A 23,955-nucleotide genomic window follows, 5' to 3' on the forward strand; every position below is an offset into this window, starting at 1 on the left:
TTTTCGTCCGGTCATTTCACCAGCTTATAGCGCGGCGGCTTCAACGCTAGCACAAAAAATGGTAGGGAATATGAAGATAAATGCAATTGCAAATGATATTTGTTTTCATTAATGTTTGCATTCCGTAAACTACTGTAAAGAAAAATTACATGTCTACCGTATCCCTGACGAAAGTAACGCTTTGCGCGCTGGCCATTTCATCTTCTCTGCCTGTTTTCTCTGTCTCGGCTAAGGATTTTACCGAGCAGGCCTTCCGCTCACAGCCTCTTGGCCACGGCGTTTATGAGCTGGCTTATGATAACAGTCAGAAGACGCTCTATGCCGCCTCAGCGCCCTCGTTTGAGAAAGATAAAACGACGGGCGTTGTATTTCGGCTGGCGGCCGATTCTCTGCAGATTAATCAGAAGATAGCCACCGAACGGCGTACCTTTGCACTTTCTCTGGATGAAGAAAACCATATCCTGTATTTGGGCAATGCGCTGGATGGTTCGCTAACGCTCGTGGATACGTTGACCAATAAGGTGATTAAAACTATTCAGCTAAGCGATGATGCGGATCCTGAGAAACAGGCTCACGTGCGCGAAGTGGTGCTGGATAAGCAAAATCAACGTCTGTATGTGTCCGGGATCGGGCGCAAAGACAAAGGGCTGCTGTGGGTTGTCGATACGCGAAAGCAGCAGCTTAGCGAAACGCTGAATCATCTCGAACCGGTGGGGTTTGCCGTTGATGACGCGGGTAACAAAGTGTATGTAGTTACCGGCAATGGGGAGTTGGTGACCCTCGATGGCAAAACGTCGAAGCTCCTTGCCCGCGTGAAGGTCGACCCGGCTGAACCGGACCATTATTTCCTCAATATCGCCCTGAACAGCGCCGCAGGAGTCGGGTATATCGCTGATACCAACACCCGCGATGTGCTGGTGGTGCGGCTGGACTCCGGCAAGCTGGTGGATCGTATTGCCTCGCCCAATTCGGTCGCCGTGCTCTATAACGCCGCGCGCGATGAAATCTACGTTACCCATCGCAACGATCGCTCGATTAGCGTCATCGACGCAAAAACCCATCATCTCAAACACGCCATCAAAACGGCGGCCATGCCCAACAGTCTGGCGCTTTCTGCGGATGCCGGAACGCTTTATGCCAGCGTCAAACAGGACGAAAAAAGCGACCAGGCTGACTACGTTCTCAAGATTGATCTAACTAAATTCTAAGGACTTTTTTGTGACGATTAAGACACACATGGAGGTGGCGATTGCGCTCGCCTTCGTCAATCTGCCCGCGGCTGCCTACGCTGCAGATAGCGTTGCCGTAAACGAAGAGCAGATGGTAGTCACCGCCACGGGTTTCAGCCAGGAGAGGCGCGAGGCGCCGGCGACGATCTCGGTGCTTGATGAGAAGGCGCTGAATACCCGTTCCAATCAGAATGTCGCGGAAGCGCTGCGCGAGATGCCGGGCGTGCTGGTGGGCAACGGTCACGGCAGTCTGGCGACCGGCGATGTACAGATGCGCGGTATGGATTCGACCTATACCTCGTTTATGGTCAACGGTATCAAGCAGTCTACCCGCGAATCCCGCCCCTACGGGCATCACATTGGTAGCGAAGTGGCTTTTATGCCGCCGCTGGCTGCCATTGATCGGGTGGAGGTCATTCGCGGCCCCATGTCCTCGCTGTATGGCTCTGACTCGATTGGTGGCGTGGTCAACGTCATCACCAAAAAGTCCTGGAACCTCGAAAAATGGACCGGGGTGCTGGAGGATAATTACTTCCTGCAGGAAAAAAGTGAATACGGCAACACTAATCAGACCAACGCTTTCTTGATGGGGCCTGTCATCCCGGGCAAACTCGGGATCAGCGTGGGCGCAGACTACCTCGATCGTCGCGATGATGATAGCCCAACCAAAGAGCGCTTCGTGAAGCATCAGGCCGGGAATCTGGACGCCACCATTTCTCTGTCGCCAACCGATACTCAGCTCTGGGATCTGAACGCCTCTAAAGGCAATCAGGAGAAAACCCATAACGATAAAGCGTGGTACTGGGGCTTTGACCGCGACGCGGCCTCACTGTCACAGCATGCCTGGTACGGCGATGATCTGGTGGAGGTGAAGAACTTTATCAGCTACGAGAAGGCCCGCACGGAGTACCGCGTGCCCGGGATGGATTCGCAATTTATTAAGCAGAATAATTTTGAGGCCAATAGCGCGAATACCTTTACTCTGGCCGATCACAAGCTGACGTTAGGCGTAAACTTCACGCGCAATGAGCTGAATGACACCTTCGGTATCGCGGATAAGCAGGCGCCTGGCGTCACTCCGGTGAGTAAAATCACGCGTCATGGCTGGGCGGTTTTTGCGGAAGATGCATGGATGATGGTGCCGGACTTTACGCTGACCACCTCTGCGCGCCTGGATCATGATAGCTACTTTGGCTATCACGTCACGCCTAAGCTGTATGGTAACTGGACTATCGACGAGACCTGGGCGCTGAAAGGGGGCGTCTCCGCCGGTTACAAAAAACCGGATTTACGGCAGAACAACGCCGGTTTTACCAGCGTCTATGGTGCTTATCCCTATTCTGAGATTGGTATCGGCAACGACGATCTGAAGCCGGAACAGAGCATCAACACCGAACTGGGCGTGTACTGGCAGCAAAACGCGCTGGCGCTGGATGCGACGCTTTTCCATACCAAATTTAAAGATAAAATCAGCGACCACACCATCTGTACCTCATCGGCCAGCCAACAGTGTCAATACAATGGCTATACCGCTGATAGCGTGTCGCAATATATTAACGTCGGGGATGCGGAGATCTATGGCCTGGAGCTGAACGGCGACTGGCAGGTGACCGCGGCGCTGAAGGCCAACGCCAACTATACCTATACCCACAGTGAACAGAAAAGCGGTGAGTATAAGGGCTATGCGCTAAATGATTTTCCGAGCAGTATGGCCAACGTTTCGCTGTCGTGGAATACAACGTCCGATCTGGAGCTGTGGACCAAGGCGAGCTGGCGCAGCAACTCGCCGGATATCGGCAAGTCCAGCTCAACGGATGCCTATGCGCTGGTTGATTTAGGCGCGCGTTACCATCTGAATAAACACGTCACGTTGATGAGCGGGATCTACAATCTGTTTGATGTGAATCCGGTTTACACCACCACCTACAGGCAGACCGCGATGCTGGAAGGGCGGCGCTATAATTTCGGCGGCCGCGTGGAGTTCTGAGAATGATGCAGGGGCCAAGGGCCCCTGAGACAATATTGCGGAAATCCCGCTCACGGTCTGAAATCCATAATGGCATTGTTGAATGTCTGATAGGTTTGTTCATCCGGGGCTGGCGGAATCTGCGCCTCTTGTAGCGCGGCTATAATTTCCGCGCATAAAGCCGGATCGCCATGCGCTTCCGTTGGATTCTGCACCTTCCCGTCACGCTGGAACGTTAAGCGCACGGAGCATTTTTGCCCCTGATACGCCTGCGGCTGGTCTATTTTAGCGAAGATAGCCGTTCTGACCTGATGCAGATAGCGCAAATTAGTCGCCCGTGGCGAATTGTCTGACCCCATCTCATAATCTGCAAACAGCTTATCCACTTCTGCCGATAATTTAGCCTTTTCAGCGCTCTCAGGTGGGGAAGCGGTGCCTGAGCAGGCCGTCAGGAGTAAAGAGAGGAAACAAAAGAGTAGCGGACTGCGTCTCACGGTCATGGTAATGCCTCCTTGCCTGGTAGGATAAATTCGGCGTGATATGCGGTCATCCTCTGCTATTCAGCGAGGGTATTCAAATGTTTATCAACGAGTGTGCCTGCGGAGGTTCGAACGCAGGCATTCTTTCCGTGTGACGCTGTCACTTTTATGCGACTCCGGCAGGCAGATTACCGCATCCAGTCGCGGATAATTTCTCCGTACAGCTGTTCCGCTTCCTCCAGTCGGCTGAGCAGGCAGTACTCATCGGTTTGATGAGCCAGAGACGGCTCGCCGGGGCCGAGAATAATACAGGGCGGGTTGCCCAGCGCAGGCAGCAGCAGGGAGGCATCGGTAAAGTAGGGAACCACGCGCGGCTCAAGCGGCCGATCGTGCAGCGGCTGGCAGCGTTGATAAACCTGCTTTATCCAAACGTGGTCCGCTTCGCTCAGTACCGCGGGCAGGTCAACCAATGTCGACACCGTGACGCTCTCACCAAGCAGCGTGGTCAATCGATGCCGGATAGTGGCGTGCTGTAAATTGGGCGCGCTACGGATATCGACATCAAAACGCGTGCGGTCCGGCACGGAGTTGATATTGAGCCCGCCTTCGATACGTCCGACGTTAAGAGTGGGCTGTTTCATCAGCGGATGCGGCGCGCCTGGCGAGAAATGTTGAATCTTACCTACCGCATCCGCCGCCAGATAGATAGCGTTAATCCCCAGTTCCGGCATCGCGCCGTGCGCGGTTTTCCCTCGCGTTTCACAACGTAGCCAGAGGGCGCCTTTATGCCCGATAACCGGGTAATTGGCGGTGGGTTCGCCGACGATCAGCGCCCCGATCTCCGGCAACGGAGCGGAGGCGATCAGCGCCCGGGCGCCGTCACAGCCGGTTTCTTCCCCTCCGGTAATCAGCAATACCGCACCGCTGCCGGCGAGAATAGTTTCCCGCTGATGAACGCAGGCGACGGCAAATGCCGCCACCGCTGCTTTCATATCGCTGGCGCCGCGTCCATAAAGACGACCGTCCTCCGTCTGTGAACCGAAAGGATCGTAGCGCCACTGCGCGTTCCCAAGCGGCACGGTATCCAGATGCCCGGTAAAAGCCAGCGGTTTACCGGCTGTCATCCCGGGCAGACTGGCGATCAGATTGCTGCGTCCCTCGCCGAACGACGACAGCGAAACCTCAAAGCCGCTCTCTTGAAGCCAGTCGGCAAAGAAGCGCATGCAGTCAGCTTCGCTACCCGGCGGGTTGATGGTGTTAAAGCCCAGCAGCTGCCGGGCCAGTTGAAGGGTGGTGGTCATCAGTCGCGTTCCGTCAGCCAGTCGAGGCAGTTAATCCACAGCTGGCGATAGCCGGGCCATTTGGCAAACTCTTCCGGCAGCCAGTGTGCGGACATATCGCTGGTCCACACCAGCGAGCGACCCTGTTGATATTCGCGAATAGCCAGCAGCGGATGACCGGTTCCGGCGACGGTAGCCAGCAGTTTGCCCTGCGGATGCATTTCCACTTCGTTATAGCCCAGCAGCCACGGCCATTCGCCAGGAATATCGTTAAACAGGGCGTGAGATTCTGTCACTTCGGCATAGCAACCTTCCGGGGTTTCAATACGATCGTCCCATGCCAGACAGCGCACCGGCAGAACTTTCTCCACCGCGGTATGGCGATAGCGTGCGCCGCCGTTAATTCCCTGGAAGCTGTAATAGCCCCCAATCATCATCAGCGCACCGCCGGCGGCAACGTAGTCATGGATCAGCGTCAGCCGGTTGGCGGTGCGCCGGCTTTTCAGCCAGGTATCCGGATGCAGCAGCAGCGTATTGGCGCCAATATCCGACAGGATAATTGCATCCCACTGCCGCAGCGCTTCCTGAGTCAGCGGGAAGTCGGTCGCCGCCGCGTGGGCAGGCATGTAGGTAATCGCGTAATGACTGTCCGCAAGCGCGGCGAGAAAATCCGTTGCGCCGGTGTGCCAGGTAGCGGTGGCAAACTGATCGAAGCCTTTAATGTGCGTTGAAGTGCTGGTCCAGGATTCCCCGACCAGTAAGATTTTTTTCTGCATTATGAGTTTCCTTTTATCCGCCAAAGACCCGTTGGGGATTGCCAATCATCAAGGTTTCAAGCTGTTCGCCGCTGACGCCGTGGCGCCGCAGACGAGGAACAAAGTGCTTGAGTATGTAGCCGTAACCGTGGCCGCCGTAGCGGGTGAGCATGGTTTTCAGGAACACATCCTGCGACAGCAAAATCTGCTGGAGATAGCCATCGTCAATCAGCTCGCGAATCGCACGGGCGTTCTCCTCGTCGGAGGGCGACTGCGCCGACTCGTCGGCATAGTAGTAGCTCATGCCGATCATGTCGTATTCGAGAAACGCTCCGCGCTGCGCCAGTTCGCGCTGGTAGCGCTTATCGGCAAAGCTGGGATTCATATGACACAGCACCGTATGACGGAGATCGGCGCCTTCCTGTTCGAGAATATCCAGCACCCGATGACCCAGTCTCTCCCAGCCCGGCAGATGGACCTCGATCGGCACGCCGGTCGCGGCGCTGGCCCGGCCGGCCGCGCGCAGAGACTTCTCTTCATCCGGCGTAAAACGGCTTGAGATACCGATTTCGCCGATAAGCCCGGCGAGCACCTCCGGTTTCTCCTCCGCGCCGCCAAGATCGTAAATCAGCCGTTCGGCCAGCTGTTCGACGCTGCTGGTTTTTACCCACTCGGGGTGTGACGGCTCCAGATAGAGGCCGGTACCCATAACAATGTTCAGACCGGTCAGACGCGCGATGCGCGCCAGCGCTTTGGGGTCGCGGCCAATGCCGATATTGGTCGGGTCGACCACCGTTTCCCCGCCAAGCGCGCGATATTTGGTCAGTTCTTCAATCGCGACGTCGACATCAAACAGCTGGCAGTTATCGCGGCTCATCAGCGGGTTCAGCGACAGTTCGCCGAGGTTTTCCATCTTCACCGGCATTTCGGCTAGATGGCGATCGCTACAGCAGCAGGGCGGCACCCATTTGCCGGACGCGTCCAGCAGAATATGCTCATGCATCAGCGTGACGCCCATCTCGCTAATCGGCAGCGGGCCCAGCACCGTCATGACGTAACCGCTGCTGACGCCGACCGGCAGCGGGGAGGGATGGCGAAAAATTGATCCTTTCATCAGCTATCTATCCTTTTGCCGCCGAGCGCGTGGGGTTGAGAATGCGGGTGTTCAGCCAGATAGCCAGCAGGATGATAGTGCCGGTGGCTATCTGGGTGTAGAACGGTGAAATATGCGACAGGATCAGCCCGTTCTGAATCACCGCAATCGACAGCGCGCCGAGCAGCGTGCCGATAATCGTCCCGAAGCCGCCAAACAGGCTGGTACTGCCGAGCACAACGGCGGCGATGACCTGCAGTTCAAAACCTTCGCCCTGGTTGGAGGAGCCGCTGCCGAGACGTGCGGTAATAATCATTCCGGCCAGCGCGGCGGCCATTCCGCTGATGATATAGACCTTCATGGTCACCGCTTTGGTGTTAATCCCGCTGCGTCGTGCGCCTTCGGCATTCGCGCCGATAGCCGTCACATAGCGGCCAAAACGCATATGGTTGAGAACGATATGCCCGATAATCAGAACCATAATGCCAATCAGCGCTGGCATGGGGATACCCACGACCCACGCGCGCCCTATAAAGGTAAACAGGCTGTCAGCGGGAAGCGGAATCGAATAGCCCTGGGTCACCAGCAGCGCGATACCGCGCACAACGGCCAGGGTGGCGAGGGTGACGATAAACGCCGGAATGCCTTCATAGGCAATAAAAAAGCCGTTGATGGCGCCGACTAATCCGCCGAGCAGCAGACCGCCGAGCAAAACCACCGGCCACGGCAGTCCCCAGTTGTTCAGGGCGATAGCGGAAAGCGCGCCGACCAGCGCGAGGGTGGATCCCACCGACAGGTCGATGCCGCCGGTGGTAATCACCAGGGTCATTGCGGTTGCGACGATCAGCAGCGGGGCGCTCTGACGGATGATATTCAGCCAGTTGGTGCCGGTGAGGAAATTGCCGGTAATCAGCGAAAACACCACGCAGCAGAAGACAAAAAATAGCGCGATGCTCACCACGCCCGAGTGGTTATGCAGCAGGCGGCGCGGCAGCGAATGCTGGATCATGCGGGAGCTGCTTAAGTTCATGATACTCATCCTGTTACCTCAATGTGCAGCCGCAGAGCGGGCGGTGAATTTCTCGCCCACAATCAGGTTAACGATATCGCTCAGGCTGGTGTCGGCCACCCGCCGGTCGGCGACGTTGGTACCTTCATACATCACCATGATCCGGTCACAGACCAGGAACAGGTCCTGCAGGCGGTGGGTAATCAGAATAACGCTCACGCCGCGAGCGGAAACGCGACGAATTAGCTCCAGAACCGCTTCAACTTCCGCGACGGCCAGCGCGGCGGTTGGCTCGTCCATGATCAGCACCTTCGGATCAAAAGCCGCCGCGCGGGCGATGGCAATGGCCTGGCGCTGGCCGCCGGAAAGATTTCGCACCAACAGGCGAGTATCAGGAATGGAAATTCCCAGCCCTTTTAGCATCTCCCGGGCATCGGCGTGCATTCTGGCTTCGTCGAGAAAGGGGATGCCGAGGAGCGATTTCATCGGCTCGCGCCCCATAAACAGATTGCCCGCGACGTCGACCGTGTCGCATAGCGACAGATCCTGATACACCATCTCGATATGGCAGCGACGCGAATCGGCCGGATTAGCAAACTGGTGCTGTTCACCGTCGATACGAATAGTGCCGCTGGAGGGGATCACCGCGCCAGATAGTACTTTGGTCAGGGTTGATTTCCCCGCGCCGTTATCGCCCACTAATCCCAGCACCTCGCCCGGAGCCAGCTCCAGGTTGACTCCGCGCAACGAACGTATCGACCCGTAGGTCTTGGTGATATTGATCATCTCCACCCTTGGCGGGGTAGTTTGTGGCTGCTGCATCTGATAACTCCCATCGCTATTGCCGGGAAAATGTTCGCCAGCCTGCGGGAGATACCCCATCCGACACGGTTTACATTCTAGTAAACCGGTTTACCTGCGGAGTGGAGCACTCGCCAACACAGTCTGGTCAAACGCTATGTAAGATATTTGTTCGCCAGTAAGAACATTGCAGCATCCGTGCCAGGGCAGGAACAACACCGCAGCCCTGTGACTTAACCTTATGTAATAGATAGTGTTTCTTGATTACATTCCGGTAAACCGGTTTACTGATTATAGTGAAGAGATGGCAGGTTGAACGTTTTTTGCGCCAAAACTGGGCGCTTTTGCGCCATTTTGGGACGCGCTTAACAAATCTTGATCGAGTCGCGGCCAATCCATTCCACCGGCAGGCGGGTCTCTGCCGGGATATCTTTGTCGTCGTTGAGCAAGCGCATCATGATGTTCACCGCTGTGCGGCCCAGCTCCCGGGCGGGCTGGCGGATAGTTGAAATACGCGGCTGGGTGAAATCGGCATAGCTGGCGTCATCGAAGCCGACTAACGACAGCGCCTCCGGCGCCTGCAGTCCGCCGGCGCGCAGCCCGTCGAGCAGGCCAAGCACCAGATAGTCGCTGGCGGCGAAGACGGCAGTAGGGCGAACCGGCTGACTAAACAAATACTGCAGCGCCTGTTGGCCGAACTCGCGCTGGTAGTCGCCGTACATAACCCATTCGGGGGGCCAGCTCAGACCGGCCTGCTTCATGGCGGTGCAAAAGCCCTGATAGCGTTCGCGGACGCTCATCAGCTTGTCCGGACCGCCGACGAAAGCGATATGGCGATGCCCGGCGGCGATCAGTTTTTCGGTCGCAATCCGCCCGCCCTGGACGTTATCGGCAAAGACTTTAGGAACTTTACTGCCGGGAATGTCCTCATCCAGCAGCACAATGCGTTCGTGGCGCTGAACCTCTTTGCGTAGCAGGCCGTTATCGGGGCGGTTGGTGGTGAACAGCAGACCATCGACCTGGCAGGTATCCAGCCAGCGTATAAACTGACACTCTTTTTCCGGGTTATTACGAGTGATGCACAGTACCAGGCTGTAGCCGTTGGCAGAGGCGGCCTCTTCGGCGGCATCGGCCAGTTCGGCAAAGAAGGGGTTGGTGATGTCGGGCAGCACCAGGCCAAGGGTTTCGCTTCCGCCTTTACTCAGACGGCGTGCGAGGCTATTACCGCGATAGTCCAGTTCGCGTATTGCCGTTTCGATGCGGTCGATGGTTTCCTGCGGCAGCACAATACTGTTGTTCATATAGCGCGACAGGGTAGCCTTCGACAGGCCCGCCAGCTTTGCCACGTCGGATAATAATACGCGTTTTATACTCATTTCCTGCGCCATTTCTGCCAGAATCGGCTATCTGTAACATAGTTAAGCGCGGTGGATACAGCAATATCTCTGTTAACAATATCCTTAAATAAATGCTTGACAAATTTTAAATGGCGGAGAATTGTATAGACAGTTTACCGCATCATCCGGGAAGTCATTCCCAAACCCGTTTAACTCATTCCAGTCGCGCACCGACACGGACCGGTTGCCGGAATGAAATTAAGCAGGTCCAGCCGAACGTTCGACGATCGTTCTGGCCATATAGACGATATTTGCCCGCCAAAAAATAATCCTTCTGCGTTCGCATGCGACGCGGAACTCTGCTGGCTATCAACTATTCCCGACGAGGATACTGATGATGTTATTTAACACCGGAAAACTGCGTTTTATTGCTATAGCAACGACGATGCTGGCATCAGTGAGCTTTATTTCTACCGCCAGTGCCGCCGCTCCCACTTATGCACTGGTACAGATCAATCAGCAGGCTCTGTTTTTTAATTTGATGAATAAAGGCGCTCAGGATGCAGCAAAAGCCAGCGGTAAGGATTTAGTTATTTTTAACTCTAACGACAATCCCGTCGCGCAAAATGACGCGATTGAAAACTATATTCAGCAAGGTGTTAAGGGCATTTTGGTTGCCGCTATCGACGTTAACGGAATTATGCCCGCGGTAAAAGAAGCCGCCGCTGCTAACATTCCTGTGATTGCTATTGATGCCGTATTACCGGCCGGGCCTCAGGCGGCTCAGGTGGGCGTGGATAATATCGAAGGCGGCAGAATTATTGGCCAATACTTCGTTGACTACGTGCAGAAAGAGATGGGCGGCCAGGCGCGGCTGGGGATCGTCGGCGCCCTGAACTCGGCGATTCAGAACCAGCGGCAGAAGGGCTTCGAAGAGACGCTGAAAAGCAACCCGAAAATTACCATCGCCAACGTCGTCGACGGGCAGAACGTGCAGGATAAAGCGATGACCGCGGCGGAAAACCTGATTACCGGCAACCCCGATTTGACGGCTATCTATGCTACCGGCGAACCTGCGCTGCTGGGCGCCATTGCCGCGGTGGAGAACCAGGGGCGTCAGAAAGATATTAAAGTCTTTGGCTGGGATCTGACGGCGAAGGCGATTTCGGGTATTGACGGCGGATACGTCACCGCCGTACTGCAACAGGATCCGGAAAAGATGGGGGCCGAAGCCCTCAAGGCGCTGAACAGCATTACGTCGGGAAAAACCGTGCCGAAAACCATTCTGGTTCCGGCAACGGTGGTGACCAAAGCGAACGTTGATAGCTACCGCTCGCTGTTTAAGTAGGTCAGTGCGCGCCGCCCGTGGCTAACAGGGCGGCGAGTTCCTGAGCATCGGGAAACGCGCTGAGCGTGCCCCGGCGGCTAACGGTAATCGCGGCAGCACGGCTGGCATGGGCAAGCGCCAGGCGATCTGGTTCGACGTCGCGCAGTAGCGCGGATGCCAGCATCACAGCGAGGAACGTATCGCCCGCGCCGGTGGTATCAAGCGCCTCGGCGGGGGCGGCGGGGCAAAACTGACGCTGGCCATCACGGATCAGCCAGGCACCTGCTGCCCCCTGGGTAATCACTAAGGTTTTTACGCCGTATGGCTGGAGCAATTCAGCCTCTGATTCGTTGACCACTGCGATGTCGATAAGCGGCCACAGATGACAAAAGTCAGGATTGACCGGTGAGGGGTTGAATACCGTTGTCATACCGCGGGTTCTGGCGTACTGGAATAGCGCCTGCGTTTTCTCCAGGGAGAAATTGCCCTGTTGTAGCAAAATATCGCCCGCGGCGGCATCGGCCATGTGTGGAATTATATCATCAAGATGGAATGTATCGGCGGCGGCGGTAGTGGTAATGATGGCATTATCGCCATCAGCGCTATTTAAAATAATCGAGGTATCGCTATGTTGGTTAAAATGGCAGTCGGGTAGCAACGTCAATGCTTCATTTTGTATCCGCTGACGAATCCAGATTCCATTGCTGTCATTTCCTGTGGCAGCAATTAAGCGCGTTTCTATTCCACTGCGGGATAATATAATCGCCTGATTCGCGCCTTTACCGCCGATATCCTGCGAAACTTTAACGCCATGAATTGAAGTGCCTTTTTTTGGTATATCCGAAACAGACCAGGTTTCATCTACGGTAATATTGCCGATAACGTAAACACGCATAGTGTTCCCTTAACAGGATGGATAAGATGATTGCTATCTCAGCAGAAAAAATGAATGCAATACAAGCTATTTTTTCACGTAGTAAAGTTGTTATAGGTGTTATTCATTGCGATCCTTTTCCCGGCACGCCTAAATATCGAGGGAAATCAGTGGGTGATATTGTCGAGCGTGCGCTTCGGGATGCTGAAAATTATATTTCTGGAGGCGTTCATGGCTTGATTGTTGAAAATCATGGCGATATCCCTTTTTCTAAACCTGAAGATATCGGTCATGAAACCTCGGCGCTGATGGCGGTCATTACCGAGAAAGTACGCGAGCGTTTTGGCGTACCGCTGGGAATTAATGTCCTGGCAAACGCTGCGATTCCGGCGATGGCTATCGCTCTGGCGGGGGGCGCCGATTTCATTCGCGTCAATCAGTGGGCCAATGCTTATATCGCCAACGAAGGGTTTATTGAAGGGGCGGCGGCCAGGGCGTTGCGCTATCGCAGCATGCTGCGCGCTGAACATATCCGCGTTTTTGCCGATAGCCACGTTAAGCACGGCAGCCATGCTATCGTTGCCGATCGTTCGATTCAGGAGCTGACTCGCGATGTGGACTTTTTCGAGGCCGACGCGGTGATTGCCACGGGTCAGCGCACCGGCGATAGCGCCACGATGGCGGAAATTGATGAGATTCGCGCGGCGACAGAGCTACCGTTATTAGTGGGCTCGGGGGTGACACCAGCCAATGTCAGCCAGATCCTCGGACGGACTCAGGGAGTCATTGTGGCCAGCACCATGAAGGTTGATGGCGTCTGGTGGAACGACGTAGAGCTGGCCCGGGTTAAGCATTTTATGTCCGTCGCCCAGGCCGCGCTGGAGGAGGCATAATGGAAGCATTTAGCGATCGCCTGCTGCGCGAACATCAGCAGGTCTGGCAGACGATGCAGAGGCACCGTTTTGTGGTTGATATTGAACAGGATCGTCTGCCGACAACCGTATTCAACCGCTATCTGGTGTTTGAGGGCAACTTTGTCGCCACGGCAATCGCGATTTTCGCCCTCGGGGTCAGCAAGGCGCCGGATATTCAGCAGCAGCGCTGGCTCATCGGCGTACTGAACGCGCTGGTAGACACGCAGATTGCGTGGTTTGAACAGGTCTTGTCTGACCGGCGGATTAATCCCGCGGATTATCCGCACGATTTGCCAGCCGTGCAGCGCTTTCGCGACGGCATGCTGCGGACAGCCCGGTCGGGCAACTATGAACAGATCATTACCATGATGTTCGGGGCGGAATGGATGTACTACTCCTGGTGCCGGGGGGCGAGCGAGCATCGTCAGAGCGATGCTGACGTCAGGCGCTGGGTGGTAATGCACGCCGAAGACGACTTTTATCAGCAGGCTCTCTGGCTGAAGAACGAACTCGATCGCTGCGCCATGGCGCTGAGTGAAAACGAAAAGCAGGTGCTGTCGGCGCTGTACGGGGATGTGCTGCAGTGGGAAATTGATTTCCACCACGCCGCGTACGAGGATTAGCCGCGAGGTAATAGCAGGGGGGCGCCAGCAGCGGCGCCCCCCTGGACATTGATGCTATTATCAGGCAGATAGCAACCTTAATCACTGTTTTCAGGGAAATGATGAAATATCAGGACGTATTGCAGGACCTGTTGTTAAACGACCCGATAAGAATGAAGGCGCTGTATGCCGTTCAGGCGCTGGAACTCAGCGATGGCTGGATTGGTGCCGGCTTGGTCAGAGATGCGGTCTGGGATCATCTGCACGGATACGGGCAAAGGCCAGTCTCGGGTGATGTGGACGTTGTCTGGTTCGACCCGAAAAACTGCAGTTCAGTTGTTGATAGCGCTCTGGAAGAGACGCTCAGCCGGCAATTACCGGTCTTTAACTGGTCGGTGAAGAATCAAGCCAGGATGCATCAACGTAATGATAATGAACCCTATTGCTCGACAGCGAATGCTCTTCGCTACTGGCCTGAGACGGCGACGGCCGTCGCGGTCAGAATAGGCCGTTCCACCCTTCTTGAGATCATTGCGCCTTATGGGCTCGACGATCTGTTTGAACGACGTCTTCGGGCAACGCCATTCTTTGAGAGCGATAAGCGGGATGTTTTCTGGCAGCGTGTCGTGGCAAAACGGTGGCTGGAACGCTATCCGGATTTGCAGCTAATCCTGCCCGCATAGTGTGGGCCTGGGGTTATAGCGGATTATCGTTGGAGATGATGAAAATGAAAGACTTGTTTACATCGGCAGGCCATCATCGAGAGCGCACGATTTTCATCAGACCACAGCGCAATGACAACATTACACCGCCCTAATTTTCCCCAATGTACGCCAATACATTGGATAAGATTGTGCTCCAGAGGACAATACATCATCGTGTTGTTTCGGCCGAGTACTTAACTATTAAGGATGTCTATTATAGGGTTAATTTTAAGACATGGACGCTTTATGAAATCTATCAGACCACTCACTCTCATCCTGTCATTGCTTCTGGTAGCCTGCTCTGGCCCACAGGCCGGAGACAGCATTCCATCTGGCAGCACTTCCTCTGCAAATACAGCAATCGCCATTCATGATAAGAACGGAAAGCTACTGCCGAATGTACTGCGGATACAATTTGATGTTGATGCAGACGGAAGAGTTCAGAATACACAAATCCTTGAATCGACAACGACGCCGGAGTTAGAGCGTATAGTCATCAGTAAAATGAAGAATGAATGGCGGTATGAAAAAGGAAAACCGGCAACAGATAACAGAATAGTAGTCATTATTAATCCCCCCAGACGGTAGCACCACCAGGAAGGTGCAAGAAACTTTTGTGACCAGCAGCCTGACGCGCATCATCTATGTAAGTAAAGTCCGCTGCGTGCCAGGAGCGGATGTTGCGACCCCTTAGGCGCTATTGTCAATCAGGGTAGACACATAGCGCAAAACATCGATTGGCTACACTTTTGCAGAAATGCAGCCGCCCGGAGTTTTATTCCTGTTGCTGAACTATCGGAACCTGGCATTATTGATTTCGTTTCACCTCGTATTGCAGACACACTACGCCCGACGGGAAAACGTGACTCTTCACCAGCGTGAGTGAGGTTCTGTGTTTTATATTTTGGAACAAGGGAATGCCTTGCCCCAGCAGAATCGGATTGACGAATAGCCAATACTCATCAATAAGGTTTTCCGCCATTAGCGAGTGAGTAGCTGAGGGACTACCAAACATTAAGATTTCGCTACCCGCGCTCTGCTTGAGCTTGCTGATTTCGCCGCTTAAATTGCGACTGATAATTTGCGTATTAGGGTGATTTTTCTCCAGAAGGGTTTTCGACAACACCACTTTGTGGGCAGATTTATACCAACGCGAATGCGCATGGTCATGTGGGCTGGCGTCAGGCTTGTCGGCAGCCGTTGGCCAGTACGATTCCATCATCTGGTAGGTGGTGCGCCCATATAAGGCGGTGTCGGTTTGCTGAATTCGCTGCTCTACGTATTCAAACAGGTCGGGGCTTATGCTTATCCAGGCCAGACCCGCCGGGCCCTCTGCGGTAGAAGCGACAAAACCATCTAGCGACACATGGACAAACGAAACTATTTTTCTCATGATTTTCTCTTTGATTAGGTTTTGATTACATAGCCTGCGAGGTGCGCCAGGGTTTGCTTCCCGCTTTCTATCGCCCCCATTTTCTCCAACGCTATCTTGCGTGCTTACGCATCCGGAAAAAACAGAGGTATCGTTACTTTGATTTGTCCATCCACCGCTCATCACACCGGAGAGGGTGACGAAGGTGTTCCCGGGCACGCTCAAGTTGTATTGGATCAAGATGAATAAAAGAACGAAGGAGTGAGAAAAACAAGTTGCCTCCCGCGGAAAGCCCCTGGTCCCGAAGGTATCTGAAGATCGCCAGATGGGATCGGAACGTAGTTACGTGAGCAGCTGCGGTAGATTCAGCCGTGTTTAAGCCAGCGGGCGAAAGCCACTGGCCCCACGCTGAATGCTAATCAGCAAGCGCTGGTTCCTCTTTTTGGCGCGCATACACCACCAGCCTCAGATGCCTGTCTTCATCCACGGTCAGCGACGTGAATTCGAAAGGCACGGGCTGTTCCTCTATCAGCAAACGGCGGATGCCATTACAAGGCGCGTGAACCTGATGTTGTCGCCACCAGGTTTTGAACTCGGGTGAAACCTGTTCCAGCTCATTGACCAGTTCAGGAATATCGCTGCTCTGGCTGGCGCGAGTGAAGTCACGGCGAAAGTCAGACAACATCAGCGGAGCCTGTTCATCCCAGTCAACCACACGCGCCCGTAGCGCGGAATCGGTGAACAGTAGCCAGAGCAGGTTACGCCGCTCCGGTACATGACGGGCAAAATTAAACAGCTTATCGGCTAACATATTAAAGCCCAGGACATCCCAGCGCAGATTGAGCACAAAAGCAGGATGCGGCAGATCGTGCATCAGCCGCCGAACAAGGGGAGGGAGTACGCACCAGGTTTTTCCGGGGTCGGCAGGAGGACGCTGATGTGCGAGCATAAAGAGGTGTCGACGTTCAGCGGCATCCAGTTTCAGTACCCGCGACAGATTATCCAGAAAGGTGGACGACACCCCAATATCCCGGCCCTGTTCAAGCCACGTGTACCAGGTGAGGCCGACTCCGGCAAGCGCCGCGACTTCTTCACGCCGAAGGCCTGGCGTCCGACGTCGGGTTCCGCTGGGCAACCCGACGTCGGCAGGTGACAGACGTTCCCGCTGTGCCCGCAGGAAGGCTGCCAGATCGGAACGCGTTCGATTCAGTGTGCGCATCGCTTATCTCGTTACTTTAAGTAATAGTATAAAGTGTTAAATTGTAATGGTTTAAAGAGCAAGAGAGAATCGTCGCATATTCTCCTTACCCTGGATATACATGATGAGTTCACCCCTCTGTTTTTCGATGCCGCGCGAACGTGAAACGCCTCCGTGGGCTGGTTTGTCCGTGTTGCTCCTCGCGGGATTCGTCACCATCTTTGATCTGTTTGTCGTTAATGTGGCCATTCCCAGTATTCAGGCCGGGCTGGGGGCAAATTTCGCCGAGATTGGTCTTATTGTCGCCGGATATGAACTCGCATTTGGCGTTTTGTTGATTACCGGCGGGCGGCTGGGGGATCGGTTTGGCCGCCGTCGCCTCTTCATCATCGGTATGGCTGGCTTTACGCTGGCGTCGGCATTTTGTGGCCTGGCGCCTGATACCGGTTATCTTATCAGCGCCCGGGTGTTACAGGGGCTGGCGGCGGCATTGTTGTTCCCGCAGGTGTATGCCTCTATCCGGGTCAACTTTGCGGGTAATGACAGGCGCAAAGCTTTTGGCCTGTTGGGGATGACTCTGGGGTTGGCCGCGATTGCCGGTCAGGTGCTGGGCGGTTGGCTGGTACATGTAGACCTGTTCGGCCTGAGCTGGCGCACTCTGTTTCTTATCAATGTGCCGGTTGGCGTTCTCGCTATTCTCACCGCACGATCGATTCCCGAATCCGCCGCCCCGCAAAGACCACAGCTGGACTGGATCGGCGTGGTACTGATCAGCTCCGGGTTGACGCTGTTGCTGGTTCCATTGATAGAAGGGCCGGTGCAAGGCTGGCCCGCGTGGAGTCTATGGTCACCGGGTATCGCGCTGATTGTACTCGCGCTCTTTTGTCGACAACAGGTACACCGCCGAATGAGTGGTAAATGGCCGCTGGTGGATATGCGCCTGATGGCGAAGCGCCATTTTGCGCTGGGCACGTTGCTGGTATTACTGGTTTATTCGACATCAAGTTCATTTTTCCTCTGCTTTGCTTTACTGGTACAGACGGGGATGGGGTTGGATCCTTTCCTGGCGGGAAGCCTGTTTGCGCCCTGTAGCGTAGGGTTTGTGCTTGCGTCACTGGCGGCGCCACGAGTGCTTTCCAGATGGGGAACCCGGACCCTTTTTTGGGGCGCCCTGATCTATGCGCTATTCATCACGGTATTAGTTGCTCAGGTTTGGCTGTCAGGCGCTGAACTGAAACCGGTGTACTTGCTCCCGGCGCTTGTTATGATCGGTGCCGGACAGGGTTACATTATGACGCCACTGCTGAACCTGGTGCTGGGTTTCGTTGACGAAGCAGACTCCGGCATGGCTTCCGGAGTGGTATCAACAGTACAGCAAGTCGGCGCTGCTCTGGGCGTTGCCGTCGTGGGCATTCTGTTTAATGGCGCTCTTGCAGAGACGACCTCTTTGTCACCAGCCGGACAGTATGCTTCTGCCTTTGTGGCTGGAATGCTTTACAACCTCGCAGCGGCGGGAGCGATCTGCCTGCTGTTGCTGATTCTGGAAAAAACGCAACCAACAACACAATGATCGGGTTTCATCCGTTAGCGCCTTAATCTGACGGTGGATGATTGAGTCTCGCGTATTCACCGTGATAGATGACGGTCCGCTTCTCGCTCAAAGCTGCCGGTTAACTACTGTAAACTCATGAAGGTGTATCGGCAGCCATTCTGCATGCATAGACAGAAACAGCGGAACGCCCGCTGCAACGCGAAAACAGGTAGAAAGAGAGGTCACCGGCAAAAACAGGCTGGAGTGAGGTCTGGCTTTTTCACTTTTCTTCGTTGAGAGGGTTTCCGTGACCGGATCAGGCTATATAGCTGACCGCTGAACAGCGGTCGATAATCCCTGTTAGTCAGCCGCTTAGAGATATAGTATAAATTAATGCTGTCTTGGGTTATTTAACATAGGGAATTGTCAATGCGCGGACCGTCTGTTTTATTCATTGTGCTGGCACTGAGCGGGTGTGTTGTCCATTCGCCGCAGATGGCACAATATAAAGCGGAGTATTCTAACCGACAGGATATTCATTCACATAGCCTTTATCGGTTCATGGCTAAACCCGTTAAATCAAGTGAGGAGAAATACTGGGGCGCAGGCGATTTGACTGAGTTTTTTTACGTTAAAGGTGACAAGACTTCAACTGTAGAGTTAAAACTCGATTATGATTCCAAAACAATGCATATCAAATCGATTGATTCGCAAAACAGAACTCTGGATGAAAGAACATTTGTCCTTCTCGATGGCTCAGAAGAAAAACCATCAGACTCAAACGTGAAATCTCTATATCTGACAAAGGATGGTGAATTAATTAGAAAGGTCAAAAACTGTACCCCAGATATGAGCGCCGGATGCCAGTGGTGGGAGCACCGACTCTTCATCACTCAAAATGGAGATTTAGCCGTACAGTATCAGCAAGGAGGTGCCGGTATGCTGTTTCTGATTGTTCCTTTTTATACGAATAGTAGTTACCTTGAAATTTTCCCTCGAGCTCCTGACGTATAGCGTTTTATTCTGATCTGCTTGCAGCCGGAAGGTAAGGTGCCGCAACCGCGGAAGCCGTTTTTTGTGGGCCTCTGGGCAGACATACCGCTTCGTCCAGGTGAGACAGTGAACACCAGAACGAGATTTGTGTTGATTGATCGTGATGGACGTCAATCAGCCTCGAGTAAAAAGATGTGAATACCGATCGGATACGCTAAAACATACCCCCGGCCCACAGGTGACTGGGGGTTAATAATAATGCCAGGCTGACCTGCCTGCGACTAACCCGGCGGACTCATGGCGTTATTTTTTGGCGGTGATTTTCGTCACTGAACCGGTCTGAACTTTATCTCCGGTCGAGCCATACATAGACACCAGATAAACTGCGCCATCAGGCCCGGCGGTCAGGTTGTTTGGCGTATCATCCACCGGGATATTAGCGACCAGTTTACCGTCCTTGTTCAGCACTGCTACGGTTCCGCCTGCACGCGCGGCGGCGAAAACCTGCGAGGTCACCGGATCCCAGACGACAGATACTCCCCCGGCACCAATATAGGTATCCGCAAGTACCTTACCGTCCGCATCAAGAACCACGACATTGTTCGTCTCCTGGGACGCGACATACAGACGGCCGGTCTGCGGATCGCGAGCGATGTCGGTTGCGCCCTGCGCCTGAGGTACTTTCACCGTCGTACTCTTGCCGGTTTTGAGATCAATCCAGCCTACCCATGGCGTATCGCGGCTGACGCCGTAGAGCTTGCCGCCAGCGCTATCGAGGGTAAGATCGGTACTGTTAAACAGGTTTTTGCCACGCTCCACCACAAACTCCAGCTGACCGATGTGCTCCAGCGTTTTGGTGTCATACACTTCGACAAAACCGGTCAGCGCCGCGCTGACATAGGCCCGATTGTTGGCTTCATCAATAACCACATCGCGTGGATGTGCGACCGAACCCTCCGGAAAGACTTTGGCGACGGCAAGCGTTTTTGCGTCATAGACGGTCACCGTCTCGGCAAGGGTGTTCGTCGTCCAGACCTGATTATGGGCATTATCAACACCGACACCGAAGACACCAATCTGCTCACCCTTTTTGTCTTCAGGCAGTGTTGCCTCCGCTTCGACAGCCAGGGTTCTGGCATTCAGTCTCAGTAGGCGGCTACCATCCTTCGGGCCGCGGGCAGAGGTCACGAACAGCTTTCCGTCAGCCGACACTGCCGCCTGGTAAGCCCGCTCACCGACGGACGTTGTTTGCAGCCTGAAAGCCTCCGTGTTTTTTGGCGGGACAATCTGGGACAATTTCAACATGACCTGCGAAACGCTCGCCGGGTTTTGCGTAATAACAGTGAGTGGATGAAGGCCTGTTGCGGCATCGGCCGGAACGGTCAACGGAATAGTGAGGTTTCCCTTCTCGTCGGCGGTCAGTGGTTTTGGTGTCAGGACTTCAGCACCATTGAGAATGGTGACGGTCGTGCCCGCCTGCAGGCTCTTAATGGCTATAACCGTTTTATCTCCGGGCTTGACGGGAATTTCCCGTGACCCGGCACGGATGCTACCAGGAAAGGTCGTGGTGGCGGCTGTCCATTGGCTATCGGCGTATGCCGCTATGGCGGTTGACATCGCAATAGCTGAAGCCAACAGCACTGACCAGACTGAAATTCTTCTCATCTTCTCTCCATAAATTGTATTGATGCTGCATCTCAGCGCAGCCACAGGATTTTCCCACGCGATGAGTCTTATCTTCCGCCATGAGAGCCCGCTCTTGTTTTAAGCGCATACAACATAGCACACTGATGCAAATAGTTATCATTACTGTTTTGGGTGGTATCTTAAATGCAGGGCCTTTACTGTATCGCGGGGAAACGTAGTGCGGGTTTTGGCCAGGGTGAGCAGGAGGGAGCACCTTAAGATTCAATCATTAGAAATGATTGAATCTTAAGGTTAGCTGCGAAAAAAAGATCTAGTCACTTACAGCCTGATGAGCCTGAACGCTTTTCAGGCCTGAAAGATCAGTTGGCTTCGTCCTGCAGTCGGTGCCGATAATGTTTCAGGACAACGTGTGTCACGATCTGGCCGTAAATAAAGCCACCCAGCCCAGCAAATATTACGGTGCCGGCCAGGCCGCCAAAGTGCGCTCCCGCGCCGCTGAAGGCCCCGCAGAGGACGAGGCCGCCCCAGGTCTGCCAGTGCCGGAAGGCCGATTTATAGGCATTCCGCCACCGTCTTCCGCGCTCCCGAAAAGATAAGTCTTTTAGTTCGGTAATACTTTTTAGGGTCCAGTAGATTTTCACGGTGTTTTCCTTGTTCCGTTGCTTAAGCCAAGGAAAACATAAAACGCCGGCCTGGGAAAGGATGACTCAAGGTCAGCTTTTCGCTCATCGTCGTCTGATGGTAGCTCTATGGTGGGTTTCGTAGCAAAAACGGACACGATTAACATCATGCAGAGTTCATCAATGGGGAACGGGGCACCGGTCGCCTGTTGGGTGTCCTTCGGGTCCTGTTCGCACGATTTAATTGTGTAAACAGGCAGCCAAGGCACGATGCCGAGATCCGCGTTCGGATTCAGGCCACCACCGCCGGCATTGCTCTTACTAAAACTTGACGTCGCGATTCAGGACCTACCGGGTTATCATCAGCAGGAACAACTTGCCGCTCTCCACGCGATATTCCCGTGCAGCAACGCGCTGCGTAGTCATGTCGGTGTCGAACGGGTTCTGCTCTGAGGATTCCGACATGACCGCCTTTTATGAACTGACGGCCAACAGTCTGCGTGGCCAGCGCATCTCTATGGCCGACTACGCCGGCAAACTGGTTCTGGTGGTGAATACCGCCAGCCACTGTGGCTTCACGCCGCAATACGCCGGTCTTGAAGCGCTGTACAAACAGTACGCCGCCCAGGGGCTGGTGGTGCTTGGTTTCCCCTGTAATCAGTTCGGTAAGCAGGAGCCCGGCGGCGCCGACGAAATCGCCCGGACCTGTCACATCAACTACGGTGTGAGCTTCCCGATGTTCGAGAAAGTAGAGGTGAACGGGGCCGCAGCGCACCCGGTGTTTCGTTTCCTGAAAGATGAACTGCCCGGTGTACTGGGTGGGCGGATCAAGTGGAACTTCACTAAATTTCTGATTGGACGCGACGGTAAACCGCTCAGGCGTTTTGCACCGTTCGTCACGCCGGAGAAAATGGAAACCATAATCCGTGCTGCACTTGAAATCTAAGTGCTCTTGTCATTCGGGCCATTCATTTTTTAGCTGCTGCCGACCAACTGATTAAATCCGTCTGAGAAGAGAGAGAAAGCAAAGGGCTTCTTGCTTTCTTCTGTCAACCATCGCAGGGGGAACGGGGGGATGTCCAATGCCCCGACGCGGCCTTCTGGCAACATCCCGCATCCAGGCGACGCCACGCTAAACAACAGACAAGTTCACCCTTTAAAATGAAGTGTGTTAAGTTCTATTTTCTCTTCTGTATATTAAATGAATAACGTCAGAATTCATTTCTGGCCGTTATAGCGTAGCGGATTGGAAATTCTCGTCTTGTTCATAATGCCTTTTTCTTGTTAAAGTAACGACGTCAGCGTCGAATACTTTGTGTATTACATGGACGTTATTTCTACAATAATCAGGGGATGGGGCGAATATGAAGTATGTTTTTGCGTTTATGCTGAGCGTGGGATTATCAGGATGTACCGCAAATGATTGGGTGGATGCTGCGGGCGGGATAATGCAGGCCCATGACAAACAAGAAAAAGACGCCATGAATAAGCGTATAAAAGCCGCCAATAAAGCTGCAGGGTACTGATTTTTTAATAAATTAATATTCCTCTTCTTAATCAAGACAGCATGAGGAGGAATGGTTTTTAATCAAACTTACTGACTAAATATTCCCCTGGCTTTTGCCTGTTGACAAGAGATATAGCCATAATGCTGTCGGTTTTCTCTGTTATCGAAAACGACATAAAAAGGCATGGTCTGTGCGTCTTTTTTCAGCGTCTGGTTGAGGCGGCTCGCGCCGATTTCAGGAACCATAAAAAAATGGGTATAGCGCATTGCATCTCCTTGCAGCGAATATAATTACATGAGGAATTAAAAAAACACCCGATATTTTCTGAGCATCTGATATTTAAAAAAAACAGGGAAGTGCAATTATCGGTCTTATCGTTACGCACGTTACGGATTTTTGTGGGACCGCTTGATTATTAGCCATGAATAAGTTTAAAACCTGCTGATGAGTGGTAGCCGCGGGTGTTTAGCAATGCAGGGCAGATAAGGTTACGAAATACGCTTTCGGTCGAACAGACAGATCATCGCAACCATTTCCCCACCCTCTGGGGGACGATGCAAGCGACCGTTCGCCTTCCAGCCTGGGCGAGACATCTCGCCGGCGTTAATGGCGCTGGCGATACCGGACACGTTAATTCGGCGGTCTATCATGGTCGCGTGAAAAGCGTAGCCGCCTCGCGCACAGATCTTCAGGACATCATTCGTTGCCGATCGATG

General features: G+C 54.0%; 24 protein-coding genes. 11 read left to right on the plus strand and 13 right to left on the minus strand.

Features of this window, described 5'->3' with window-relative positions:
* Positions 1-149: 149 nt before the first annotated feature.
* Together yncE and ROR01S_RS08315 are read left to right on the plus strand one after the other, a co-directional pair.
* Positions 150-1,208: a 7-bladed beta-propeller protein YncE gene (gene yncE, locus ROR01S_RS08310; RefSeq protein WP_015584275.1), complete on the plus strand. Its 1,059-nt coding sequence runs from the start codon at positions 150-152 to the stop codon at positions 1,206-1,208.
* Between the two features lie 28 nt (positions 1,209-1,236).
* Positions 1,237-3,216, plus strand: a complete 1,980-nt coding sequence (locus ROR01S_RS08315; RefSeq protein ID WP_064359305.1) for a TonB-dependent receptor domain-containing protein — start codon at positions 1,237-1,239, stop codon at positions 3,214-3,216.
* Positions 3,217-3,266: 50 nt separating this feature from the next.
* Here ROR01S_RS08315 and ROR01S_RS08320 read toward each other — a convergent pair whose 3' ends face one another.
* The 7 genes from ROR01S_RS08320 to ROR01S_RS08350 form a co-directional block, all read right to left on the minus strand.
* Positions 3,267-3,695, minus strand: coding sequence for a cell envelope integrity TolA C-terminal domain-containing protein (locus tag ROR01S_RS08320; protein ID WP_064359306.1), 429 nt, complete (start codon positions 3,693-3,695; stop codon positions 3,267-3,269).
* A 167-nt stretch (positions 3,696-3,862) separates the two neighbouring features.
* On the minus strand, positions 3,863-4,975 hold the full coding sequence (locus ROR01S_RS08325; RefSeq protein WP_064359307.1) for a M20 family metallopeptidase: 1,113 nt from the start codon (positions 4,973-4,975) through the stop codon (positions 3,863-3,865).
* Complete coding sequence (locus tag ROR01S_RS08330; RefSeq protein ID WP_004862251.1) at positions 4,975-5,730, minus strand: glutamine amidotransferase; 756 nt, start codon at positions 5,728-5,730, stop codon at positions 4,975-4,977. The genes ROR01S_RS08325 and ROR01S_RS08330 overlap by 1 nt, the downstream gene beginning before the upstream one ends.
* 13 nt (positions 5,731-5,743) lie before the next feature.
* Entirely contained in the window at positions 5,744-6,823 is a 1,080-nt protein-coding gene (locus ROR01S_RS08335) for a phosphotriesterase family protein (protein WP_004862249.1), read from the minus strand.
* A gap of 7 nt (positions 6,824-6,830) precedes the next feature.
* A complete protein-coding gene (locus ROR01S_RS08340) occupies positions 6,831-7,832 on the minus strand; it encodes an ABC transporter permease (protein ID WP_004862247.1) in 1,002 nt (333 codons plus the stop codon).
* Positions 7,833-7,850: 18 nt separating this feature from the next.
* Positions 7,851-8,597, minus strand: a complete 747-nt coding sequence (locus ROR01S_RS08345) for an ATP-binding cassette domain-containing protein (protein WP_160873108.1) — start codon at positions 8,595-8,597, stop codon at positions 7,851-7,853.
* A gap of 380 nt (positions 8,598-8,977) precedes the next feature.
* The gene (locus ROR01S_RS08350) at positions 8,978-10,000 is read right to left on the minus strand and encodes a LacI family DNA-binding transcriptional regulator (protein WP_004862242.1); all 1,023 of its coding nucleotides are present in this window, start codon (positions 9,998-10,000) and stop codon (positions 8,978-8,980) included.
* Between the two features lie 343 nt (positions 10,001-10,343).
* On the opposite strand from ROR01S_RS08350, the gene ROR01S_RS08355 reads away from it, so the two are divergent.
* Positions 10,344-11,297: an ABC transporter substrate-binding protein gene (locus ROR01S_RS08355; protein ID WP_004862240.1), complete on the plus strand. Its 954-nt coding sequence runs from the start codon at positions 10,344-10,346 to the stop codon at positions 11,295-11,297.
* A gap of 1 nt (position 11,298) precedes the next feature.
* On the opposite strand, the gene ROR01S_RS08360 is transcribed toward ROR01S_RS08355, so the two are convergent.
* Positions 11,299-12,171 (minus strand): PfkB family carbohydrate kinase, encoded by an 873-nt coding sequence (locus ROR01S_RS08360; protein ID WP_004862238.1) that lies wholly within the window; start codon positions 12,169-12,171, stop codon positions 11,299-11,301.
* Positions 12,172-12,197: 26 nt separating this feature from the next.
* On the opposite strand from ROR01S_RS08360, the gene ROR01S_RS08365 reads away from it, so the two are divergent.
* The 4 genes from ROR01S_RS08365 to ROR01S_RS25920 all read left to right on the plus strand — a co-directional run bounded on the left by ROR01S_RS08365 (position 12,198) and on the right by ROR01S_RS25920 (position 14,958).
* Positions 12,198-13,043, plus strand: coding sequence for a BtpA/SgcQ family protein (locus ROR01S_RS08365; protein WP_064359308.1), 846 nt, complete (start codon positions 12,198-12,200; stop codon positions 13,041-13,043).
* Positions 13,043-13,687, plus strand: a complete 645-nt coding sequence (locus ROR01S_RS08370) for a TenA family protein (protein ID WP_064359309.1) — start codon at positions 13,043-13,045, stop codon at positions 13,685-13,687. Before ROR01S_RS08365 ends, ROR01S_RS08370 begins: the two co-directional genes overlap by 1 nt.
* A gap of 101 nt (positions 13,688-13,788) precedes the next feature.
* Positions 13,789-14,349, plus strand: a complete 561-nt coding sequence (locus ROR01S_RS08375; RefSeq protein WP_064359424.1) for a nucleotidyltransferase family protein — start codon at positions 13,789-13,791, stop codon at positions 14,347-14,349.
* A 267-nt stretch (positions 14,350-14,616) separates the two neighbouring features.
* On the plus strand, positions 14,617-14,958 hold the full coding sequence (locus ROR01S_RS25920) for an energy transducer TonB (RefSeq protein WP_073972281.1): 342 nt from the start codon (positions 14,617-14,619) through the stop codon (positions 14,956-14,958).
* A 220-nt stretch (positions 14,959-15,178) separates the two neighbouring features.
* Here ROR01S_RS25920 and ROR01S_RS08380 read toward each other — a convergent pair whose 3' ends face one another.
* Together ROR01S_RS08380 and ROR01S_RS08385 are read right to left on the minus strand one after the other, a co-directional pair.
* Complete coding sequence (locus ROR01S_RS08380; RefSeq protein ID WP_064359310.1) at positions 15,179-15,763, minus strand: dihydrofolate reductase family protein; 585 nt, start codon at positions 15,761-15,763, stop codon at positions 15,179-15,181.
* Between the two features lie 394 nt (positions 15,764-16,157).
* Positions 16,158-16,961: a helix-turn-helix transcriptional regulator gene (locus ROR01S_RS08385; protein ID WP_004862226.1), complete on the minus strand. Its 804-nt coding sequence runs from the start codon at positions 16,959-16,961 to the stop codon at positions 16,158-16,160.
* A gap of 100 nt (positions 16,962-17,061) precedes the next feature.
* Here ROR01S_RS08385 and ROR01S_RS08390 point away from each other — a divergent pair, with 100 nt between their 5' ends.
* Positions 17,062-18,510 (plus strand): MFS transporter, encoded by a 1,449-nt coding sequence (locus ROR01S_RS08390; RefSeq protein ID WP_255265538.1) that lies wholly within the window; start codon positions 17,062-17,064, stop codon positions 18,508-18,510.
* A gap of 390 nt (positions 18,511-18,900) precedes the next feature.
* The gene (locus ROR01S_RS08395) at positions 18,901-19,485 is read left to right on the plus strand and encodes a hypothetical protein (protein ID WP_048023622.1); all 585 of its coding nucleotides are present in this window, start codon (positions 18,901-18,903) and stop codon (positions 19,483-19,485) included.
* Positions 19,486-19,767: 282 nt separating this feature from the next.
* Here the strand turns inward: ROR01S_RS08395 and ROR01S_RS08400 are convergent, their stop codons facing one another.
* Positions 19,768-21,129, minus strand: coding sequence for a YncE family protein (locus tag ROR01S_RS08400; protein ID WP_064359312.1), 1,362 nt, complete (start codon positions 21,127-21,129; stop codon positions 19,768-19,770).
* Between the two features lie 341 nt (positions 21,130-21,470).
* Complete coding sequence (locus ROR01S_RS08405) at positions 21,471-21,752, minus strand: hypothetical protein (protein WP_004862215.1); 282 nt, start codon at positions 21,750-21,752, stop codon at positions 21,471-21,473.
* A 442-nt stretch (positions 21,753-22,194) separates the two neighbouring features.
* On the opposite strand from ROR01S_RS08405, the gene ROR01S_RS08410 reads away from it, so the two are divergent.
* On the plus strand, positions 22,195-22,677 hold the full coding sequence (locus tag ROR01S_RS08410; protein ID WP_064359313.1) for a glutathione peroxidase: 483 nt from the start codon (positions 22,195-22,197) through the stop codon (positions 22,675-22,677).
* Between the two features lie 418 nt (positions 22,678-23,095).
* The gene (locus ROR01S_RS27335) at positions 23,096-23,257 is read left to right on the plus strand and encodes a hypothetical protein (RefSeq protein WP_004862211.1); all 162 of its coding nucleotides are present in this window, start codon (positions 23,096-23,098) and stop codon (positions 23,255-23,257) included.
* Positions 23,258-23,325: 68 nt separating this feature from the next.
* Here the strand turns inward: ROR01S_RS27335 and ROR01S_RS08415 are convergent, their stop codons facing one another.
* Positions 23,326-23,505, minus strand: coding sequence for a hypothetical protein (locus ROR01S_RS08415; protein ID WP_064359314.1), 180 nt, complete (start codon positions 23,503-23,505; stop codon positions 23,326-23,328).
* Between the last annotated feature and the right edge of the window lie 450 nt (positions 23,506-23,955).

Source organism: Klebsiella ornithinolytica NBRC 105727 = ATCC 31898, assembly GCF_001598295.1.
GTDB classification, from domain to species: Bacteria; Pseudomonadota; Gammaproteobacteria; order Enterobacterales; family Enterobacteriaceae; genus Klebsiella; species Klebsiella ornithinolytica.

What these genes read in the sequence shown, in the direction of transcription:
- ROR01S_RS08375 (WP_064359424.1), top strand. Translation starts at nt 13,789, where the DNA reads ATGAAATATCAGGACGTATTGCAGGACCTGTTGTTAAACGACCCGATA.
- ROR01S_RS08345 (WP_160873108.1), bottom strand. Translation starts at nt 8,597, where the DNA reads ATGATCAATATCACCAAGACCTACGGGTCGATACGTTCGTTGCGCGGA.
- yncE (WP_015584275.1), top strand. Translation starts at nt 150, where the DNA reads ATGTCTACCGTATCCCTGACGAAAGTAACGCTTTGCGCGCTGGCCATT.
- ROR01S_RS08325 (WP_064359307.1), bottom strand. Translation starts at nt 4,975, where the DNA reads ATGACCACCACCCTTCAACTGGCCCGGCAGCTGCTGGGCTTTAACACC.
- ROR01S_RS08315 (WP_064359305.1), top strand. Translation starts at nt 1,237, where the DNA reads ATGGAGGTGGCGATTGCGCTCGCCTTCGTCAATCTGCCCGCGGCTGCC.
- ROR01S_RS25920 (WP_073972281.1), top strand. Translation starts at nt 14,617, where the DNA reads ATGAAATCTATCAGACCACTCACTCTCATCCTGTCATTGCTTCTGGTA.
- ROR01S_RS08385 (WP_004862226.1), bottom strand. Translation starts at nt 16,961, where the DNA reads ATGCGCACACTGAATCGAACGCGTTCCGATCTGGCAGCCTTCCTGCGG.
- ROR01S_RS08395 (WP_048023622.1), top strand. Translation starts at nt 18,901, where the DNA reads ATGCGCGGACCGTCTGTTTTATTCATTGTGCTGGCACTGAGCGGGTGT.
- ROR01S_RS08360 (WP_004862238.1), bottom strand. Translation starts at nt 12,171, where the DNA reads ATGCGTGTTTACGTTATCGGCAATATTACCGTAGATGAAACCTGGTCT.
- ROR01S_RS08410 (WP_064359313.1), top strand. Translation starts at nt 22,195, where the DNA reads ATGACCGCCTTTTATGAACTGACGGCCAACAGTCTGCGTGGCCAGCGC.
- ROR01S_RS08350 (WP_004862242.1), bottom strand. Translation starts at nt 10,000, where the DNA reads ATGGCGCAGGAAATGAGTATAAAACGCGTATTATTATCCGACGTGGCA.
- ROR01S_RS08390 (WP_255265538.1), top strand. Translation starts at nt 17,062, where the DNA reads ATGATGAGTTCACCCCTCTGTTTTTCGATGCCGCGCGAACGTGAAACG.
- ROR01S_RS08380 (WP_064359310.1), bottom strand. Translation starts at nt 15,763, where the DNA reads ATGAGAAAAATAGTTTCGTTTGTCCATGTGTCGCTAGATGGTTTTGTC.
- ROR01S_RS08335 (WP_004862249.1), bottom strand. Translation starts at nt 6,823, where the DNA reads ATGAAAGGATCAATTTTTCGCCATCCCTCCCCGCTGCCGGTCGGCGTC.
- ROR01S_RS27335 (WP_004862211.1), top strand. Translation starts at nt 23,096, where the DNA reads ATGAAGTATGTTTTTGCGTTTATGCTGAGCGTGGGATTATCAGGATGT.
- ROR01S_RS08330 (WP_004862251.1), bottom strand. Translation starts at nt 5,730, where the DNA reads ATGCAGAAAAAAATCTTACTGGTCGGGGAATCCTGGACCAGCACTTCA.
- ROR01S_RS08400 (WP_064359312.1), bottom strand. Translation starts at nt 21,129, where the DNA reads ATGAGAAGAATTTCAGTCTGGTCAGTGCTGTTGGCTTCAGCTATTGCG.
- ROR01S_RS08340 (WP_004862247.1), bottom strand. Translation starts at nt 7,832, where the DNA reads ATGAACTTAAGCAGCTCCCGCATGATCCAGCATTCGCTGCCGCGCCGC.
- ROR01S_RS08415 (WP_064359314.1), bottom strand. Translation starts at nt 23,505, where the DNA reads ATGCGCTATACCCATTTTTTTATGGTTCCTGAAATCGGCGCGAGCCGC.
- ROR01S_RS08355 (WP_004862240.1), top strand. Translation starts at nt 10,344, where the DNA reads ATGATGTTATTTAACACCGGAAAACTGCGTTTTATTGCTATAGCAACG.
- ROR01S_RS08365 (WP_064359308.1), top strand. Translation starts at nt 12,198, where the DNA reads ATGATTGCTATCTCAGCAGAAAAAATGAATGCAATACAAGCTATTTTT.
- ROR01S_RS08320 (WP_064359306.1), bottom strand. Translation starts at nt 3,695, where the DNA reads ATGACCGTGAGACGCAGTCCGCTACTCTTTTGTTTCCTCTCTTTACTC.
- ROR01S_RS08370 (WP_064359309.1), top strand. Translation starts at nt 13,043, where the DNA reads ATGGAAGCATTTAGCGATCGCCTGCTGCGCGAACATCAGCAGGTCTGG.